This is a genomic window from Streptomyces colwelliae, from assembly GCF_048158785.1.
Classification (GTDB): domain Bacteria; phylum Actinomycetota; class Actinomycetes; order Streptomycetales; family Streptomycetaceae; genus Streptomyces.
The window spans coordinates 1-16,031 of the sequence record NZ_JBLTJC010000247.1; the positions used below are offsets into that span (position 1 = coordinate 1).

Sequence of the window (16,031 nt, forward strand, 5' to 3'; positions counted from 1 at the left end):
GCCTCGGGGGACGGGGGAGTCGCCATGTCATGGGGCTGGGTTTCAGGGGCCGTCGGGGCGCTGTTCCTCGTCCTGATGATCAGCTGTCTCCGGATCATCCCGCAGGGCCGCGCCGTCACCGTCGAGCGATTCGGCCGCTACACACGGACACTCAACGCGGGACTCAACATCGTCGTCCCGTTCATCGACACGATCCGCAACCGCATCGACCTGCGTGAACAGGTCGTCCCGTTCCCGTCGCAGCCGGTGATCACCCAGGACACCCTGGTGGTCACCATCGACATGGCCATCTTCTACCAGGTGACCGACGCGAGGGCCGCCACCTACGAAGTCGACGGCCACGTCCAGGCGATCGAGCAGCTCACGGTCACCACGCTCCGCAACATCATCGGCGGCATGGACCTGGATCTGCTCCTGACCTCCCGCGAGGAGATCAACGCGGCCCTGCGCGGAGTCCTCGACGAGGCCACCGGCAAATGGGGCGTCCGCGTCAACCGCGTCGAGCTCAAGGCCATCGAGCTGCCCGCCGCCGTCCGCAAGGCGAAGGAGCGGGAGATGCGCGCCAAGAGCGACGCGGTCATCGCCCTCCTGCGTGCCGAGGGCGAGCGGGACGCCGCGCTGGTGCGGGCGCGGACGGAGCGGGACGTGGCCAAGCTGCACCCGTCCGATCCCTGGCGCGACGACGGCATGCTCAGGGACGAGATCTAGCCCGTCGCCCCGCTCCGTCCGGAGGAGCTGGAGTTCACGGCGCTCTGCGGCAGCAGCTGTTCCTCACCTCGGGTCCGCGGCGACCGACCGCCAGATCCGGTCCGGGAGGACGCGGGCGGCCTCGTCGAGGTCGAGTTCGACGTCGTCGACCTGGGCGAGCCAGCGGCGGATGAAGCCGATCAGCGGGCCCAGGACCAGGGACTCGATCAGGGCGGGCGGCAGCGGGGCCAACTCCCCCGAATCCACGTGGGACTGGATCCAGAGGGCGAACGCCGAGAGCCTGGCCTCCTGGGAGTCGCGGATTTCCCTGGCCTGGGTCATGTTCCGCTGGTCGGTTCTGGCGGAGTGCAACAGCAGGGCGGCGTCCCGGTGTTCGCGGACGAAGGCCAGATGCGTCCGTACGATCGCGCGGATGCCCGTGCGGGCGGTGCGGGTCGCCTGGAGCGCGGTGATCAGCTCACCCAGCAACCGGCTCAGCCAGCGCTGCGCCAGCGCGTCGAACAGGCCGTCCAGACTGCCGAAGTGGTGGTACAGACTGCCGAGACTGACACCGCTGGCCTTGGTCACCGCACTGACGGTGAGGCCCTGCTCGCCCTGCTCGGCGAACAGGCGCAGCGCGGCGTCGAGGAGCAGGTCTGCGGTGACCTCGCCGCGGTGTTGCTTGGGGCTCATGCGGGACAGCGTATTGGGAACCGAGTTCTAGAGTGAATTTCTAGAGCAGATTTCTGGAATCCCCTTCCGGTCTGGCTATCCGCCGGTCCAGACTCGGTGGTAGCCGGGCCCGCGTCCGTCCGTTTCGGGGGATACGGATGGCCGTGGGCCCGGCGGACTCGGTGGGTTGCGCAGAGGGCGGTGCATAGGATCACCGGCATGGCGCTGCGACCCGTGCAGGTGAACATCAAGGCCGTCGACGGCTTGGCGGTCGGCCGGTTCTGGGCGGAGGCGCTCGGCTGGAGTGTCTTCAGCCCCGGCGTGACGACCTACGTAGGCCCCGCGGGCGCCGCCGGCGGCCCCGTCTGGCCGGAACCGGTCGGCCTCGGCATCGACATCGTCCCCGTCCCGGAACCCAAGTCGCCGTCGAAGAACCGTCTGCACCTCGATCTCGCCACCACTTCCACGACCCACCAGGCGGAGTTGACCGCGCGCCTCCGGTCTGTCGGTGCGACGCCCGTCGACGTGGGCCAGGGCGATGTCCCGTGGACCGTCCTCGCCGACCCGGAGGGCAACGAGTTCTGCGTGCTGGAGCCTCGGGAGATCTACCGGGACACCGGGCCGATCGCCGCGGTGGTCGTCGACTGCGTGGACCCGCGTGCCATGGCCGGGTTCTGGGGCGAGGCGATCGACTGGACCGTGCTTGAAGTGTCCGACGACCACGCGTCGTTGCGCTCCGCCCAGGGTGTCGGACCGTATCTGGAGTTCCTCCGCACGCCTGGCGTGAAGGCCGTACCGGATCGCGTCCATCTTGACCTGCTGCCGTATCCCGGTGACGACAAGGCGGCGGAGGTCGGGCGGCTTCGCGGCCTTGGTGCTGCCGACCTCGACCTCGGCCAGGGCGATGTCCCGTGGACGTGCCTGGTCGATCCGGAAGGTCACGAGTTCTGCGTGCTCGCTCTGCCTTAGAGGCGAGCGAGCGACCCGGAGGAATGGGGGCCGACCTGTGAATCCCCTTGCCTGTACTGCGTTCTGGGCCGGTGTGAGGGGGCGCGCTGCCGTCTCGCCTGCACGCCGGGCAGGCTCAGCGGCTACCGGCCGGTGGGGGGTCTGCGCGGGCTCACATCCGGGATTTCAGTACGTCGACCTCGCAGCCCGGTGCGAACGGGTCGAAGCCGTGCTCGGTCAGCCAGCGGATCACCAGCAGGCTTCGCAACGACCACCACGCGCGGATCACGTCGAGGTCGAGGTCGATGTCTGTGCCATAGCCGGCGATGACGTCTTCGAGGTGGTCCTCGTGTCCGAGCGTGAAGGTGGCGAGGTCGTACAGGGCGTCACCCTGGCCCGCCTCGGACCAGTCGATGATGCCCGTGACCTCGTCGCCGTCGACGAAGATGTGCGCGATCTGGAGGTCGCCGTGTGTGAACGCCGGAGTCCACGGCCGGAGCGCGGCCTCGGCGACCTGGCGGTTGCGGGTGACCAGGTCGGCGGGCAGGACGCCGTTCGTCATGAGCCGCTCGCACTCGTCGTCGAGTTCCGCCGTCAGCGCGACGATGCTCCGGCCGGCCTGGCCGGTCCGGGGCGGCAGGGGCGCTTCGTGCAGCTTCCGGATGGCGGCGCCCGCCGCGGCCCACGCCGTCGGCGACCCGGTCGACGGTCCGCCGAGGCGCCCGAGCGTCACCCCCGGGACCGCGGCGATCGCGAGCACGTGCGGCTTGTGCCACAGGACCTCCGGGGTCGGTACCGGCGCCAGGGCCATCGCCTCGACCTCGACGTCGATCCGCGCCTGATCGGCATCCACCTTCAAGAACACGTCACCGACGCGCAGGGTCGTGCGCTCGGAATGCGCGACGACGACTTCCACCTCATCCAGCACCTCATCCATGGGCGACCACTATCCCGGGAGCGGTCGTCTGCGTCGCCGGGTTTATCGCGTGCGAGTGGCCCAACGTTCACGTCAACTTCGGGCGTTCTGGCGTACGTTGAAGGGTGATTACAGGGAGTACTCGGACTGATACTTTGCGTGTATGAAGTTCACCCTTACCTATGACGTGGCCGGTGCTCCCGACGGGTTCTTCGCCTGGTTTCTTGATTCGGCGCGTGAAGAGGACCTGTACAAGGGCGAGTTGACGTACAGGAGCTACGCGATGTCGGGGCGGCGGGAGAGCGACGAGCGGGTTGTCCGGCGCACCGTGTTCCAGCGTGCGGTGCAACTGCCCGGTCCGGTGGCCAAGTTGTTCGGCGCCGACTTCACCGAGGTCGAGGACGGGACCTTCGAGAAGGCCGACCGTCTGTGGACCTGGAAGGTCACGCCGAGCAGCCAGGCGGACAAGATTCGCCACGAAGGCCACCTGAGGGCCGAAGGCGTTGATGGCGTCCGTAGCCGCCTCCGCCTGGAGTTCACCTATGAGGCGAAGATCTTCGGCGTCGGCGGCCTTCTGGAGAGCTCCACGGAGAAGAACCTGCGCGAGGAGTGGGACCGGACCGTCGCGTTCTACAACCATCAGGCCTCGGTCTGAGTGGACGCGGATACGGACGCGGATGCGGACGTCGGGGTTCGTCCCGCCACGCGGCTGAACACCACGTACAGCACCGCGCTCAGCACGAAGCCCACGATCGGCGTGCTGTCGCCGAAGGACGGCCAGTGCTTCGGGACGTAGCCGACGTAGTCCTCCTGGTTGGAGAAGAGCGGGACCGACACCCCGATGCCGATCAACAGGGCTGCCAGGCCGGGCCAGTTGGTGAAGGTGGGGTCGGTCAGGCGGGGGGCCAGTTCCTCGGTCGTGATCGTGGCCCGGGACTGGAACCGGCGTTCCACCAGGACCACGCCCAGCCACGGTGCCACCCAGTACGCGATCACCAGCAGGAACGCCTCGTACGCCGAGCCCGCGTCGGACAGTGACGCCCATGCCGCCGCCGTACCGGCCACCCCGGACACCACCACCAGGACGCTGCGGTTGAGCCACGCCGGGAGTTTCAGGCCCAGGGCCGTGAGGGAGATCGCGCCGGAGTAGACGTTCAGGGCGTTCGCCGAGATCGCGCCGAGGATGATCGCGATCAGCACCAAGTTGCCGAGCCAGGACGGGAGATGGCCGGTGAAGGCCGCCGTGGGGGTGGCGTCCTTGGGGGCGATGAGCGTTGCCGAGGCCGCTCCCATCACCGCCACGAACGTCACCGAGACGAACAGGCCCAGCGCCGGGTAGAGGACCGTCCTGAACTTGTCCGCCGTGCGGGGGAGGTAGCGCGCGTAGTCCGTGGCGTACGGGTTCCAGCCCGCCGCGTAGCCCCACGCCGCGCTGAGCGCGAGGAGGAAGCCGCCCAGTCCGCCGCCCGCGCCGCCCCCGCCGAGGTGCGCGTCCTTGAACGTCCACACGCCGGCCAGCAGGAAGATCACCGCGAGCGCCGGGAACGCGTACTTCTCGAAGGTGTGCACGAAGTTGTGGCCGATGAAGCCGATGAGGATTTCCGCCACTACGACGAGCAACAGTGACGGCAGGGGGCGTAGGCCCGTCAGCGTGTTCAGTGCGAACGCCGCGCTCACGCTGTTCACCGCGAACCAACCGACGCCCGCCACAAGGCCGTTGGCGGCCGACGGGAGGATGTTGCCGCGGAAGCCGAAGGAGAAGCGGCCGATCACCATCTGCGGGACGCCGAAGCGCGGGCCGTCCAGGGAGAGGAAGCCCTGCGTGATCGCGCCGAGGCCCGTGCCCAGGACGATCGCCGCGGTCGCCTGCCAGAAGCTCAGGCCGAAGAAGAGGACCGAGATCACGCCGATGTAGACGGTCGCGAACTCGATGTTCGGGGAGGCCCAGGTCCAGAGGAGCTGGAGCGGGCTGCCGTGGCGTTCGGCGTCGGGGATCGGATCGGCGCCGGCCGTCTCCACGGCGATGACCTTGTCACCGTATTCGGGGGCGAGGGTGGTGCCGGTTGAGTCGGCGGGAGCAGTCGTCATGCGAGGTAAGTGTCCGGTTCCTGCCGGTCCGGGCCCAGAGGCGCATTGTCCGTACCGGGCCGCTCACCGGCGTACAACCTGCACGTATCCCTCGGACTCCTCACTCGGGCCTGGGGTCGTCCTTGAGGTCGTCCTTGTTCAGGGACTTCAGGAACTCGGGGTTGTCGTCGGGCGCGATCCACTGGCCCGGCGCGGCCGTCGCCTCGTCCGGGGAGCGCCGCGCACGGCCCGCGATCAGCCACGCGACCGGGCCGACCAGAACCTCGCCGAAGAGCAGGATCACGAACACCCACGCCAGCTTCGGCATGCCCCGTACGTCCTCCTCGGGCGTGTTCAGGCAGTCCACGAAGGCGTAGATCCACAGAGCCAGGACCAGCAGGAACGGCAGATACCTGAGCATGGCGGCGAGATTCTCCTGATGAGTGAGACGGCCCCGGTGACGGGGTCAGGTTAGCGGGTGGCAGATACTTGGACACATGGCTTACGACGATCTTCGCTCCCTGCTCAGGGCACTGGAACGCGAGGGAGACCTCAAGCGCATCAAGGCCGAGGTGGACCCCTATCTGGAGGTCGGGGAGATCGTCGACCGGGTTCAGAAGGCCGGCGGGCCCGCTCTCCTCTTCGAGAAGGTGAAGGGGTCCTCGATGCCCCTCGCCATGAACGTCTTCGGGACCGACCGGCGGCTGCTGAAGGCGCTGGGGCTGAAGTCGTACGGCGACATCTCCGAGAAGATCGGCGGGCTGCTGCGGCCCGAACTGCCGCAGGGGTTCGTGGGTGTGCGGGACGCCTTCGGGAAGCTCGGCTCGATGACCCACGTACCGCCGAAGAAGGTCAAGGACGCGCCGGTGCAGGAGGTCGTCCTCGAAGGGGACGATGTCGACCTGGACCTGCTGCCCGCCCTCTTCACCTGGCCGCAGGACGGCGGGTCCTTCTTCAACCTCGGGCTCACGCACACCAAGGACCCGGAGAGCGGGATCCGCAATCTCGGGCTGTACCGGCTCCAGCGCCACGACAAGCGCACCATCGGCATGCACTGGCAGATCCACAAGGACAGCCGGAATCACTACCAGGTCGCGGCGAGGAGGGGCGAGCGGCTGCCGGTCGCCATCGCCTTCGGGTGTCCGCCCGCCGTGACCTACGCCTCTACCGCGCCCCTTCCCGGTGACATCGACGAGTACCTCTTCGCCGGGTTCATCGCGGGCAAGCGGATCGAGATGGTCGACTGCAAGACCGTGCCGTTGCAGGTGCCGGCGCAGGCCGAGGTCGTCATCGAGGGGTGGCTGGAGCCCGGCGAGATGCTGCCGGAGGGGCCGTTCGGGGACCACACGGGGTTCTACACACCGCAGGAACCCTTCCCCGCGCTGACCATCGACTGCGTGACGATGCGGAAGCGGCCGTTGCTTCAGTCGATCGTCGTAGGCCGCCCTCCGACGGAGGACGGACCGCTGGGACGGGCGACGGAGCGGTTCTTCCTGCCGCTGCTGAAGATCATCGTGCCGGACATCGTGGACTACCACCTGCCCGAAGCGGGCGGATTCCACAACTGCGCGATCGTCTCCATCGACAAGAAGTACCCGAAGCACGCCCAGAAGGTGATGCACGCGGTCTGGGGTGCGCACATGATGTCCCTGACCAAGCTGATCGTGGTCGTCGACTCCGACTGCGACGTCCACGATCTGCACGAGGTCGCGTGGCGGGCCCTCGGCAACACGGACTACGCCCGGGACCTCTCGGTCGTGGAAGGACCCGTCGATCATCTCGACCATGCCTCCTACCAGCAGTTCTGGGGCGGCAAGGCGGGGATCGACGCGACGAGGAAGTGGCCCGAGGAGGGCTACACGCGGGACGGCGGCTGGCCCGAGATGGTGCTGTCCGACCCGGAGACGGCGGCGAAGGTCGACCGCCGGTGGAAGGAGTACGGACTTTCGTGAGCAGCGCATCAGCCGCGATCCCGCAGCCGGGGCGCACCAAGGCGTTCCTACGCCTCGTCATGATCGAGCACTCCGTCTTCGCTCTGCCCTTCGCCTACATCGCGGCGCTGACCGCGATGTTCCAGCTGGACGGGAACATCCACTGGGGGCGGCTGCTGCTGGTCACCATCTGCATGGTGGGGCTGCGGACCTTCGCGATGGCGGTCAACCGGATCATCGACCGCGAGATCGACGCCCGTAACCCGCGCACCGCGCACCGCGAGCTGGTCACCGGCGCGATGACGGTGAAGCACGCGTGGACGGGCGCACTCGTCGCCCTGGTCGTGTTCCTGGGCTCGGCCGCACTCCTCAACCCGCTCTGCCTGGCGCTGGCGCCCATCGCGGTGATCCCGATGGTCGTCTATCCCTACGGCAAGCGGTTCACGAACTTCCCGCAGGCCATCCTCGGTCTCGCCCAGGCGATGGGCCCGGTCGGCGGCTGGCTCGCGATCTCCGGCGAGTGGTCCTGGGACGCGGTGATCCTTGGTCTCGCCGTCGGCATCTGGATCGGCGGCTTCGACCTGATCTACGCCTGCCAGGACATCGAGACCGACCGCGAGATCGGTGTGATGTCGGTGCCGGCGCGCTTCGGCATCCCGGCGTCGATCTGGGGCGCGCGGGTCTGCCACGCGATCACGACGGCCCTGCTCGCCTGGTACGGCGCGGCGACCGGCGCCGGCGCCTTCTTCTGGTTCGGCCTGCTGATCGTCGCGGGCGCGTTCCTGTACGAGCACTCGATCGTCCGGCCGCATGATCTGTCCCGGCTGAACAGGGCGTTCTTCAGCGTCAACGGGTTCATCGGGATCGCCCTGTTCGTGTGCGCGCTTCTCGATCTTCTGGTGCGTGGGCTCACGGTGTGAGGCCGGAGCGACGGGACGCGGGCTCCGCTCGACCGCTGTTCATCAGCATCGAGGATTCCGCTGACACGCCTCACACCGCCTCCTACCATCGGGACCGACTCGGGCTTGGGAATGGGAATGAGGCAGGCGGGGTGTACTACGTGAGGCCGGGTGCGGCGGAGGTCCGCAATGCCCGATGAGCCTTCACCGCCTGACGCAGGGGACCACGTCGATGGCCGGGGGAGCAGGTTCCAGGGCCCTGTCCTCGGCAAAGGCACCCAGAACAACGACTACCGGACCATCATCGACAGTGCGCCCTCCACCGTCGCCGAACACGAGCTGGCCGCACGGATTCATCGCTGGACCAAGAGGGAGGTCCAGGCGCGCGCACTGGAGAACCCCAGCCCGATTCGCGTCGTCATGTCGACGACCAGGCGTCGCGTCCAGGCGCGGGGCGACGTGCTGCTCCGCTCGGTTTCCGAGCACGGAGGGAACTGTGAGTCGCGGCTGGGGCTGGAGGGCGATGTCACCCGGATCGCGGAGCTGGTGCGCGGACTGCGACGCCGTCAGCTGGTGGTACTTGGTGGGCCTGGTACCGGGAAGAGTGTGGCGGCGCTGCTGCTCACCTGGCAGTGGCTGGAATCGCGGAGGCCGGACGAGCCGGTGCCTGTGCTGCTGCCACTTTCGTCCTGGCGCCCCGGTGTGGACCTGCGGGCGTGGATCGTCCGGCAGATCATGCAGCTGGTCGAGCACCACTCGTCCCCTGCCCGTAAGAGCCGATTACGGCCGGACGCCGTGGAACGACTGCTCGACGACCACCGGGTGATGCTGGTCCTGGACGGGCTGGACGAGTTGCCGGCGCGGGTGCGCGCCCGGGCGGTGAAGGCCATCGACCAGGAGGCCATCGGTAACGCACACCTCGTGGTGACCTGCCGAGGCGATGAGTACCAGGCCGTTGTCGAAAGCACCAACAACTTCTTCACCAAGGCCGCAGTCGTGGAACTCGAACCGGTGCGGCTCGAGGCAGCGCACGACTTCCTGCTCGGCTCGTACCCGGAGGGCGGCAGCCGCTGGGAGAATGTGTTCGAGGATCTGCGGGTCCGGCCCGGAGCACCGTTGGCAGAAGTACTGGCCAACCCGCTGATGCTGTATCTGGCCCGTACCGCCTATGACTCGCCAGAAAGTGACCCGCAGGAACTGCTCGACCCGAAGAGGTTCGGGAACCGTCCTGCCCTGGAGGGGCATCTGCTGAAGCGGTACGTCCCAACCGTCTACTCCCAGGAACCCGACAACGGCGGCAGAACGTACCGGCCGAAGCAGGCCGGGCGCTGGCTCGCCTACCTGGCCCACCAGATGCGAAGAGTCGGAACGGTCGACTTCGCGTGGTGGCAGATCGATCCTTTCGTTCCAGGACTGCTCTACGGCGTCATCAGTGGGTGTGCCTGGGGTTGGCCGCTCTACGAGTTGTACGACTTGGCAGGGTTGCTCGTCGGCGCCGGCATAGGCGTTTGCGGTGCCGTTGCCTATGTGCGGCCTCGTCACAAGGCAACCCGGGTCTACATCGAAGAGGGGCGAAGACCGAGACACACGTTGCGCTGGTACAAGCACATCGACTGGACCCTGGCCATGGTCGTCGGCGTCGTTACCGCGATTGCGGTACGCGCCCTGCTGACCGTTGAGTTCGGAGCAGGAACGAGGAGTCCCCTGCCCTACGGCGTGGGTGGTGTCTTCGGACTTGCCACGCTCCTCGGATCAACCTGGGGTACCTACCGGCTGTCGCACGCGCTCCTCGCCGTGACGGGCAGGCTGCCCTGGCGGCTCATGGAGTTCCTCGACGACGCCCATGCCCGCGGGGTGCTGCGGGAGACCGGCGCGGCGCACCAGTTCAGGCACGTGCGTCTGCAGGAGAGATTCAGCGGTACGTCGTCATCCGGCCCGGCCCCTGAGACTCCCCTCGCGAGGCACGAGGCCGTGGAATCCGAACCCGGTGTGCGCCGCCTGAGACACCTTGCGCTGGCGTTCTCCTCAGCCTTGCGCCGGGCTTTTCTCACGCTTGCCACGGCCGGTGGTTTCGCGGTGATGCTCACCCTGACGGCTCCGACGGAGGCAGGACTGGCGTATCACTCCGGTGACAGAGCCGAAGAGGTGCGCAGTGCGATCTGCCTGCCCGTGGAGGCGCCCTGTGTTCTCAAGACGGACTCCCTCACCTGGCGGCTTCCCCCCGATTCCGTCCGTCACACGGACCTGCGAAACGAGTTGCAACGGCGGCTTACCGTCGACGTGCTCCACGGAGAACTGGCAACAAGGGGGTGTGCCGGAGCGGCAGTCGAAGTCACTCTGACCGTTGAGGGTGTCAGGCTCGATCCGTTCGTCGTGGCTGGCGGAAAACGTGATGCGGGCTCGGCTGCTCGAGTCCCTCGGCCTATCGAGTTCGACCGGGGACCGGTTTCCGTCCAACTCCTCAGGATCGACAGGAAGGCGTGCACGGTCACGCTTACCTGGCGCGATCCTGGTGTCGAGCAAGACGTCGTTGAGGATGGCAGAAGACGTCTGGCCGACTGAGGAACGTGCCCTCAGCCCTGAAACGTGCGGGCCTTCATTGGCCCGCGCCGGAACACGAACGCCGCCCCCACCCCCGCCACCAGCCCGATCAGGTGTCCCTGCCAGCTGACCCCCGACTGCGTGGGCGCCAGCCCGAGCAGGATCGAGGTGCCCCAGACCGCGCCGATCAGCAGGCCTACGACGATGCCCAGCGGGCGGCGCTCGACGAAACCGCCGACCAGCAGGAAGCCGAAGAGGCCGAAGATCAGGCCCGACGCGCCCGCCGTGTTCGTGTGGGCCGGGGATATGAGCCACACGCCGAGGCCGTCCGCGACGATGATCAGTGCGCTGATCGCGGCGAAGCGGCGGATGCCGCCCAGTGCCGCGAGGAAGCCGAACACCAGCAGCGGCACGGTGTTCGCGGCCACGTGGGCGAAGCCGAAGTGGATGAACGCGGCCGGGACGATGTCGATCAGCTGGGACGGCTCGCGCGGGACGATCCCGAGGCTGTCCAGGGCGTGGCCGCTGAGCACGTCCACCACTTCGAGCAGCCACAACAGCGCGACCCAGCCCACCATCACCTTGGCCGCGACCTTCGCACGGTCGCTCCGCGACCACTCCAACGCCGTACCGGACATGGCACCCCCCAGAGTCCACTCGTCCCCACAGAAGAACGCCCCGGCCCCCTTGGCCGGTTCCCGCCCCGCCACGCCAGCTAGGCTCGGTGTCGTGAACCCAGTCAAGCCAGGAGAGACGCCGCGTACGCCTTGGATCGTAGGGGTGTCCGGCGCTTCCGGCACCCCATACGCGGCTGCCGTGCTGCGCGCGCTCCTCGACGCCGGTGAGAGCGTCGACCTCGTGGTGTCCCGCGCGTCCCGGCTGACGCTCCTCGACGAGACGGGGATCTCCTTCCGGGACGCGCACTGGCAGGACGACCTGCGGGAATGGCTGGCCATCGGCGCCGACGGCAAGCCCGGCACCTTCCAGCCCGCCATCGACACCGCCGCCGTACGGCACTGGAGCGCGGGCGACCTCGCGGCGGGGCCGTCCTCGGGGTCGTACCCCGCGAAGGGGATGATCGTCGTGCCCGCGTCGACCGCGTGTGTCGCCGGGGTCGCCCTCGGGTTGAGCAAGGACCTGTTGCAGCGGGCGGCGAGCGTGACCCTCAAGGAGCGCCGCAAGCTGGTGGTCGCCGTACGCGAGACGCCGTTGAACGGGCAGACGCTGCGGCACCTCGTGACCCTGGACGACCTGGGCGCGGCCGTGGTGCCCGCCTCGCCCGGTTTCTACGCCGGAGCCACCCACATCCAGGACCTGGTGGACTTCGTCGCCGGGCGGGTCCTGGACTCGGCGGGTGTCGAGCACGATCTGTACCGGCGGTGGAAGGGCGACCTCGGCGCCGGTTTCCGCACCACCGACTGACCTACGGCACCCACTTATTCACCTTCATCTTCATCGTCATCACCGGAAGGCAATCGATCGCATGGACGCGGTGGACAGGCAGCTCATCCAGGCCCTGAGAGAGAACGGCCGGGCCTCCTACGCGGAGCTGGGGCGCCTCGTCGGCCTGTCGGGACCCAGTGTCACCGACCGCATCAACCGGCTGGAGGCGGCCGGTGTCATCACCGGTTACCGCGCGACCGTCGACTCGGCCTCCCTCGGCCTCGGCGTCATCGCCCTGATCGGCATCTCGCTCTCCGACGCCGCCGACCACGAGGACGTGGCCCGTCGCATGAAGGACCTCGGTGAGATCGAGGACTGCTGGTTCATCGCGGGCGAGGACTCGTTCATGCTGAAGGTGCGGGCACCGGACGTGGACGGCCTGGAGAAGACCATCCGGCGGCTGAGCGGGACCAAGGGCGTCTCCCGCACCCGTACCACCATCGTGCTCTCCACGAAGTGGGAGAACCGGGTCGGGGAGCTGCCCGAAGAGGTGTAGAGGCGTAGGCGTACCGTTGACCGAGTCTGTCGTAGGAAGAGGTAAGGGCATGGATGTCGGGCTCAAGCGCGAGCTGGAGCAGAAGGTCCGCTCCGGTGAGCGGCTGTCCCGTGAGGACGGCGTCGCGCTGTACGAGTCGGACGACCTGGCCTGGCTGGGCGGACTCGCGCACGAGGTGCGGACGCGGAAGAACGGCGATGTCGTCCACTTCAACGTCAACCGCCACCTGAACATGACCAACGTGTGCACCGCGTCCTGCGCCTACTGCTCGTTCCAGCGCAAGCCGGGCGAGAAGGACGCGTACACGATGCGCATCGAGGAGGCCGTCCGGCTCGCCAAGGCGATGCAGGGCGAGAACCTCACCGAGCTGCACATCGTCAATGGACTCCATCCCAACCTCCCCTGGCGGTACTACCCGCGCTCGCTGAGCGAGTTGAAGAAGGCCCTCCCGGAGGTCTCCCTCAAGGCCTTCACGGCCACCGAGATCCATCACTTCGAGACCATCTCCGGGCTGAGCGCGAGCGAGATCCTCGACGAACTCATCGACGCCGGCCTCGAATCCCTCACCGGCGGTGGCGCGGAGATCTTCGACTGGGAGGTCCGCCAGCACATCGTGGACCACCGCACGCACTGGGAGGACTGGTCGCGGATCCACCGGCTGGCGCACGAGAAGGGTCTCAAGACCCCGTGCACCATGCTCTACGGCCACATCGAGGAGCCGCGTCACAGGGTGGACCACGTGCTGCGGCTGCGGGAGCTCCAGGACGAGACCGGCGGGTTCCAGGTCTTCATCCCGCTGCGCTACCAGCACGACTTCGTGGACATGAAGGACGGCAAGGTCCGCAACCGCCTTCAGGCGCGGACGCAGATGGCGACGGGCGCGGAGGCGCTCAAGACCTTCGCGGTCTCCCGTCTCCTCTTCGACAACGTCCCGCACGTCAAGGTCTTCTGGGTCATGCACGGCGTCCAGACCGCCCAACTCGCCCTCCAGCACGGCGCGGACGACATGGACGGCTCGGTCGTCGAGTACAAGATCACGCACGACGCCGACAACTACGGCACCCCGAACAAGCTCACCCGCGACGACCTCCTCGACCTGATCCGCGACGCCGGTTTCCAGCCGGTCGAGCGGAACACGCGGTACGAGATCATCCGCGAGTACGACGGCCCGGACCCGGCGCGGCGCGAGTCCCCGCAGCCGATGCGGGTGTGACGAGCACCTTCTGAGACGACCACCTTCTGAAGCGAACACGGCACCATGTCACTGACCTTTGAACTGGACCCCGCGATAACCCCTGCTCTGCGCGAGGAGATCCTCACCCTCTGGGCGGACGTCTCCAACGCGGGGGGCTCGGTCGGCTTCGTCGCACCGGTCGCGGTGGACGAGATACGGCCCGAACTGGTCCGGCACTTCGTCGCCATGGCGGAGGGCCGGACCCGGCTGCTGGTCGGCCGGGACGAGACGGGCACGGTCGCCGCGACCGTGTTCCTCGCGTTCAACACGCACCGCCTGATGCTGCACTGGCTGTGGCTCTACACGGTGATGGTCCACCCCCGCCACCAGGGCAAGGGCTACGGCCGCGACCTCCTCGCCGCCGCCGAGCAGGCCGCCCGCGGCCTCGACGGCATCGAGGCGATCCGCCTCACCTGCCGCGGCGGCCACGGCCTGGAGCGGTTCTACGGCTCCTGCGGCTACAAGGAGGTCGGCCGGGTGCCCGGCGCGATCCGCGTCGCCCCCGGGGACGACCGGGACGACATCTTCATGCTGCTGCCCCTGCTGTGAGCCACATGGCAGCCGCGCACCCCGCCCGAAGATCGGTGGGGGCGCGTGCTTCACTGAGTAGGACTGTTCGGTTAAGTCTGTTCGTTACGGAAGAGTGGATTGAGATGTTCCGCTACACACTGTGGCGCCTCGGGGTCTTCGCGGGCTGTCTCGGAGTCGTCTGGGGCCTCGTCTACCTCGGCGTCTTCCCGCGCGGGTTCGGCGAGTCCAACGGCATGTGGATCGTCCTGCTCGCGCTGGTGATCTCGGCGCCGATCAGTTTCGTGGTGCTGCGCGGGGTGCGGGACCGGGCCTCGGTGCAGATCGTCGACCGGGTCGACCGGATGAAGGCCAACCTGGAGGCGAACCGCAACCAGGAGGACGAGACGGTGGACGCCGCCCAGCCGGCCTCCCACCCGCAGGGCCAGACTTCCTGACACCTGGGCCCAACTACCCTTGCCCCCATGGGTGCCGTGAAGACCAAACGGATGCCGCGGGCGGTCCGTGAGCAGCAGATGCTCGACGCCGCCGTGCAGACCTTCGGGCAGCGCGGTTATATGGCCGCGTCGATGGACGAGATAGCCGAACTCGCGGGCGTCTCCAAGCCGTTGGTGTATCTCTATCTGAACTCGAAGGAAGACCTGTTCATCGCGTGCATCCGGCGCGAGGGCCAGGCACTCACCGAGGCGGTACGGGCCGGTGTGGACACCGGGTCACCCGCCGACCGTCAACTCTGGGACGGGCTGCGGGCGTTCTTCACGCACACCGCGCACCACCCGGACGGCTGGGCCGTGTTGCACCTCCAGGCCCGCACCCACGGCGAGCCCTTCGCGGCCGAGGTGGCGGCCATGCGCGCCGAACTCGTCGCGTTCGTCACCGAGTTGATCGCGGTCGCCGCCCGTGAGGCGCATCGCGACCCGGACCTCGCCGAACATGAGGTCGCCGGTCTGGCCGAGGCGTTGGTCGGTGCCGCCGAGTCCCTCGCGGCCTGGTCGAACGTGACCCCGGGCGTCACCGCCAAGCAGGCGGCGGCGACGCTGATGAACTTCGCGTGGGCGGGGCTGGGTCAGCTGATGGAGGGGCGGCCCTGGGCGCCGTAGCGCTCACCAGCCCACCGGCCCACCGGCCCACCAGCTCACCGGCCCATCAGCCCACCGGCTCACCGGCTCACCGGCTCATAAAGGGAGCGGTCGGACGAACCCGTCGACGTGTGTCCGCTCCCCGCTCCGCAGCTGGAAACGGCCACCCTCCGCCGCGTACTCCACCACTCCCGGCAACAGCACCGGCGCCCTGAACTCCGCCCGTACGTACGCCGATTCGGGCGTCCCGTGCGCCGCGAGGCACCGGGCCGCCGTCCACATGCCGTGGGCGATCGCGCGGGGGAAACCGAAGAGGCGGGCGGTGAGCGGGGAGAGGTGGATGGGGTTGCGGTCGCCGGACGCGGCACCGTAGCGCCGGCCGACGTCCTCGGCGAGGCGCCACTCGGCGAGGGTGGGCAACGGGGGCTGTGCGTACGGGACTTCGGGTGCGGTTGCGGGTGTGTCGGTGCGGTGGTGCCGGGCGAGATACGTACTCCGTGACTCCCATACGACCTTGCCCTCACCCCGGCGCGACGACGGGGACACCGCTGGCCATGGCTTCCTGGACGGTCTGACAGAAGGTCTCAAAA

At 68.3% G+C, this 16,031-nt stretch carries 17 protein-coding genes and 1 pseudogene; 12 read left to right on the forward strand and 6 right to left on the reverse strand.

The annotated features are described in order from the left end of the window. Window positions 1-24: 24 nt before the first annotated feature. A pseudogene (locus ACNFOC_RS36620) lies at window positions 25-642 on the forward strand (SPFH domain-containing protein); the annotation flags it as partial. A 129-nt stretch (window positions 643-771) separates the two neighbouring features. Here ACNFOC_RS36620 and ACNFOC_RS36625 read toward each other — a convergent pair. After that, window positions 772-1,380, reverse strand: coding sequence for a TetR/AcrR family transcriptional regulator (locus ACNFOC_RS36625; RefSeq protein WP_416963341.1), 609 nt, complete (start codon window positions 1,378-1,380; stop codon window positions 772-774). 198 nt (window positions 1,381-1,578) lie between these two features. Here ACNFOC_RS36625 and ACNFOC_RS36630 point away from each other — a divergent pair, with 198 nt between their 5' ends. After that, the gene (locus tag ACNFOC_RS36630) at window positions 1,579-2,328 is read left to right on the forward strand and encodes a VOC family protein (protein ID WP_416963342.1); all 750 of its coding nucleotides are present in this window, start codon (window positions 1,579-1,581) and stop codon (window positions 2,326-2,328) included. 151 nt (window positions 2,329-2,479) lie between these two features. On the opposite strand, the gene ACNFOC_RS36635 is transcribed toward ACNFOC_RS36630, so the two are convergent. After that, a complete protein-coding gene (locus tag ACNFOC_RS36635; RefSeq protein WP_416963354.1) occupies window positions 2,480-3,232 on the reverse strand; it encodes a phosphotransferase family protein in 753 nt (250 codons plus the stop codon). A gap of 154 nt (window positions 3,233-3,386) precedes the next feature. On the opposite strand from ACNFOC_RS36635, the gene ACNFOC_RS36640 reads away from it, so the two are divergent. Then, window positions 3,387-3,878, forward strand: a complete 492-nt coding sequence (locus ACNFOC_RS36640) for a DUF2505 family protein (protein ID WP_416963343.1) — start codon at window positions 3,387-3,389, stop codon at window positions 3,876-3,878. Here the strand turns inward: ACNFOC_RS36640 and ACNFOC_RS36645 are convergent. Then, window positions 3,863-5,311: a purine-cytosine permease family protein gene (locus ACNFOC_RS36645; RefSeq protein WP_416963344.1), complete on the reverse strand. Its 1,449-nt coding sequence runs from the start codon at window positions 5,309-5,311 to the stop codon at window positions 3,863-3,865. The genes ACNFOC_RS36640 and ACNFOC_RS36645 overlap by 16 nt on opposite strands. A gap of 100 nt (window positions 5,312-5,411) precedes the next feature. Continuing rightward, window positions 5,412-5,711 carry a PLD nuclease N-terminal domain-containing protein gene (locus ACNFOC_RS36650; protein ID WP_416963345.1) on the reverse strand — a complete coding sequence of 100 codons (300 nt, stop codon included), beginning with the start codon at window positions 5,709-5,711 and terminating at the stop codon, window positions 5,412-5,414. A gap of 76 nt (window positions 5,712-5,787) precedes the next feature. Here ACNFOC_RS36650 and ACNFOC_RS36655 point away from each other — a divergent pair, with 76 nt between their 5' ends. The 3 genes from ACNFOC_RS36655 (at window position 5,788) to ACNFOC_RS36665 (ending at window position 10,682) form a co-directional block, all read left to right on the forward strand. Then, window positions 5,788-7,242: a menaquinone biosynthesis decarboxylase gene (locus tag ACNFOC_RS36655; RefSeq protein ID WP_416963346.1), complete on the forward strand. Its 1,455-nt coding sequence runs from the start codon at window positions 5,788-5,790 to the stop codon at window positions 7,240-7,242. Further along, window positions 7,239-8,141 carry a menaquinone biosynthesis prenyltransferase MqnP gene (gene mqnP, locus ACNFOC_RS36660; RefSeq protein WP_416963347.1) on the forward strand — a complete coding sequence of 301 codons (903 nt, stop codon included), beginning with the start codon at window positions 7,239-7,241 and terminating at the stop codon, window positions 8,139-8,141. Before ACNFOC_RS36655 ends, mqnP begins: the two co-directional genes overlap by 4 nt. 399 nt (window positions 8,142-8,540) lie before the next feature. Continuing rightward, entirely contained in the window at window positions 8,541-10,682 is a 2,142-nt protein-coding gene (locus ACNFOC_RS36665; RefSeq protein WP_416963355.1) for an NACHT domain-containing protein, read from the forward strand. 11 nt (window positions 10,683-10,693) lie between these two features. Here the strand turns inward: ACNFOC_RS36665 and ACNFOC_RS36670 are convergent, their stop codons facing one another. Beyond that, window positions 10,694-11,299: a rhomboid family intramembrane serine protease gene (locus tag ACNFOC_RS36670; RefSeq protein ID WP_416963356.1), complete on the reverse strand. Its 606-nt coding sequence runs from the start codon at window positions 11,297-11,299 to the stop codon at window positions 10,694-10,696. 91 nt (window positions 11,300-11,390) lie between these two features. Between ACNFOC_RS36670 and ACNFOC_RS36675 the strand changes: the two genes are divergently transcribed. From ACNFOC_RS36675 to ACNFOC_RS36700, 6 genes are all read left to right on the forward strand, one after another. After that, window positions 11,391-12,083: a UbiX family flavin prenyltransferase gene (locus ACNFOC_RS36675; RefSeq protein ID WP_521986024.1), complete on the forward strand. Its 693-nt coding sequence runs from the start codon at window positions 11,391-11,393 to the stop codon at window positions 12,081-12,083. Window positions 12,084-12,144: 61 nt separating this feature from the next. After that, window positions 12,145-12,600, forward strand: coding sequence for an Lrp/AsnC family transcriptional regulator (locus ACNFOC_RS36680; protein WP_416963349.1), 456 nt, complete (start codon window positions 12,145-12,147; stop codon window positions 12,598-12,600). Window positions 12,601-12,649: 49 nt separating this feature from the next. Next, window positions 12,650-13,813, forward strand: coding sequence for an aminofutalosine synthase MqnE (mqnE, locus tag ACNFOC_RS36685; RefSeq protein WP_043682846.1), 1,164 nt, complete (start codon window positions 12,650-12,652; stop codon window positions 13,811-13,813). A gap of 45 nt (window positions 13,814-13,858) precedes the next feature. Beyond that, window positions 13,859-14,383 (forward strand): GNAT family N-acetyltransferase, encoded by a 525-nt coding sequence (locus ACNFOC_RS36690; RefSeq protein ID WP_416963350.1) that lies wholly within the window; start codon window positions 13,859-13,861, stop codon window positions 14,381-14,383. Window positions 14,384-14,487: 104 nt separating this feature from the next. Further along, on the forward strand, window positions 14,488-14,799 hold the full coding sequence (locus tag ACNFOC_RS36695; protein ID WP_416963351.1) for a DUF4229 domain-containing protein: 312 nt from the start codon (window positions 14,488-14,490) through the stop codon (window positions 14,797-14,799). Window positions 14,800-14,826: 27 nt separating this feature from the next. Further along, window positions 14,827-15,462 carry a TetR/AcrR family transcriptional regulator gene (locus ACNFOC_RS36700; RefSeq protein ID WP_416963352.1) on the forward strand — a complete coding sequence of 212 codons (636 nt, stop codon included), beginning with the start codon at window positions 14,827-14,829 and terminating at the stop codon, window positions 15,460-15,462. A 75-nt stretch (window positions 15,463-15,537) separates the two neighbouring features. Here ACNFOC_RS36700 and ACNFOC_RS36705 read toward each other — a convergent pair. Continuing rightward, window positions 15,538-16,031 (reverse strand): MaoC family dehydratase (locus tag ACNFOC_RS36705; RefSeq protein WP_416963353.1); only part of this gene is annotated, 494 nt, incomplete at its 5' end.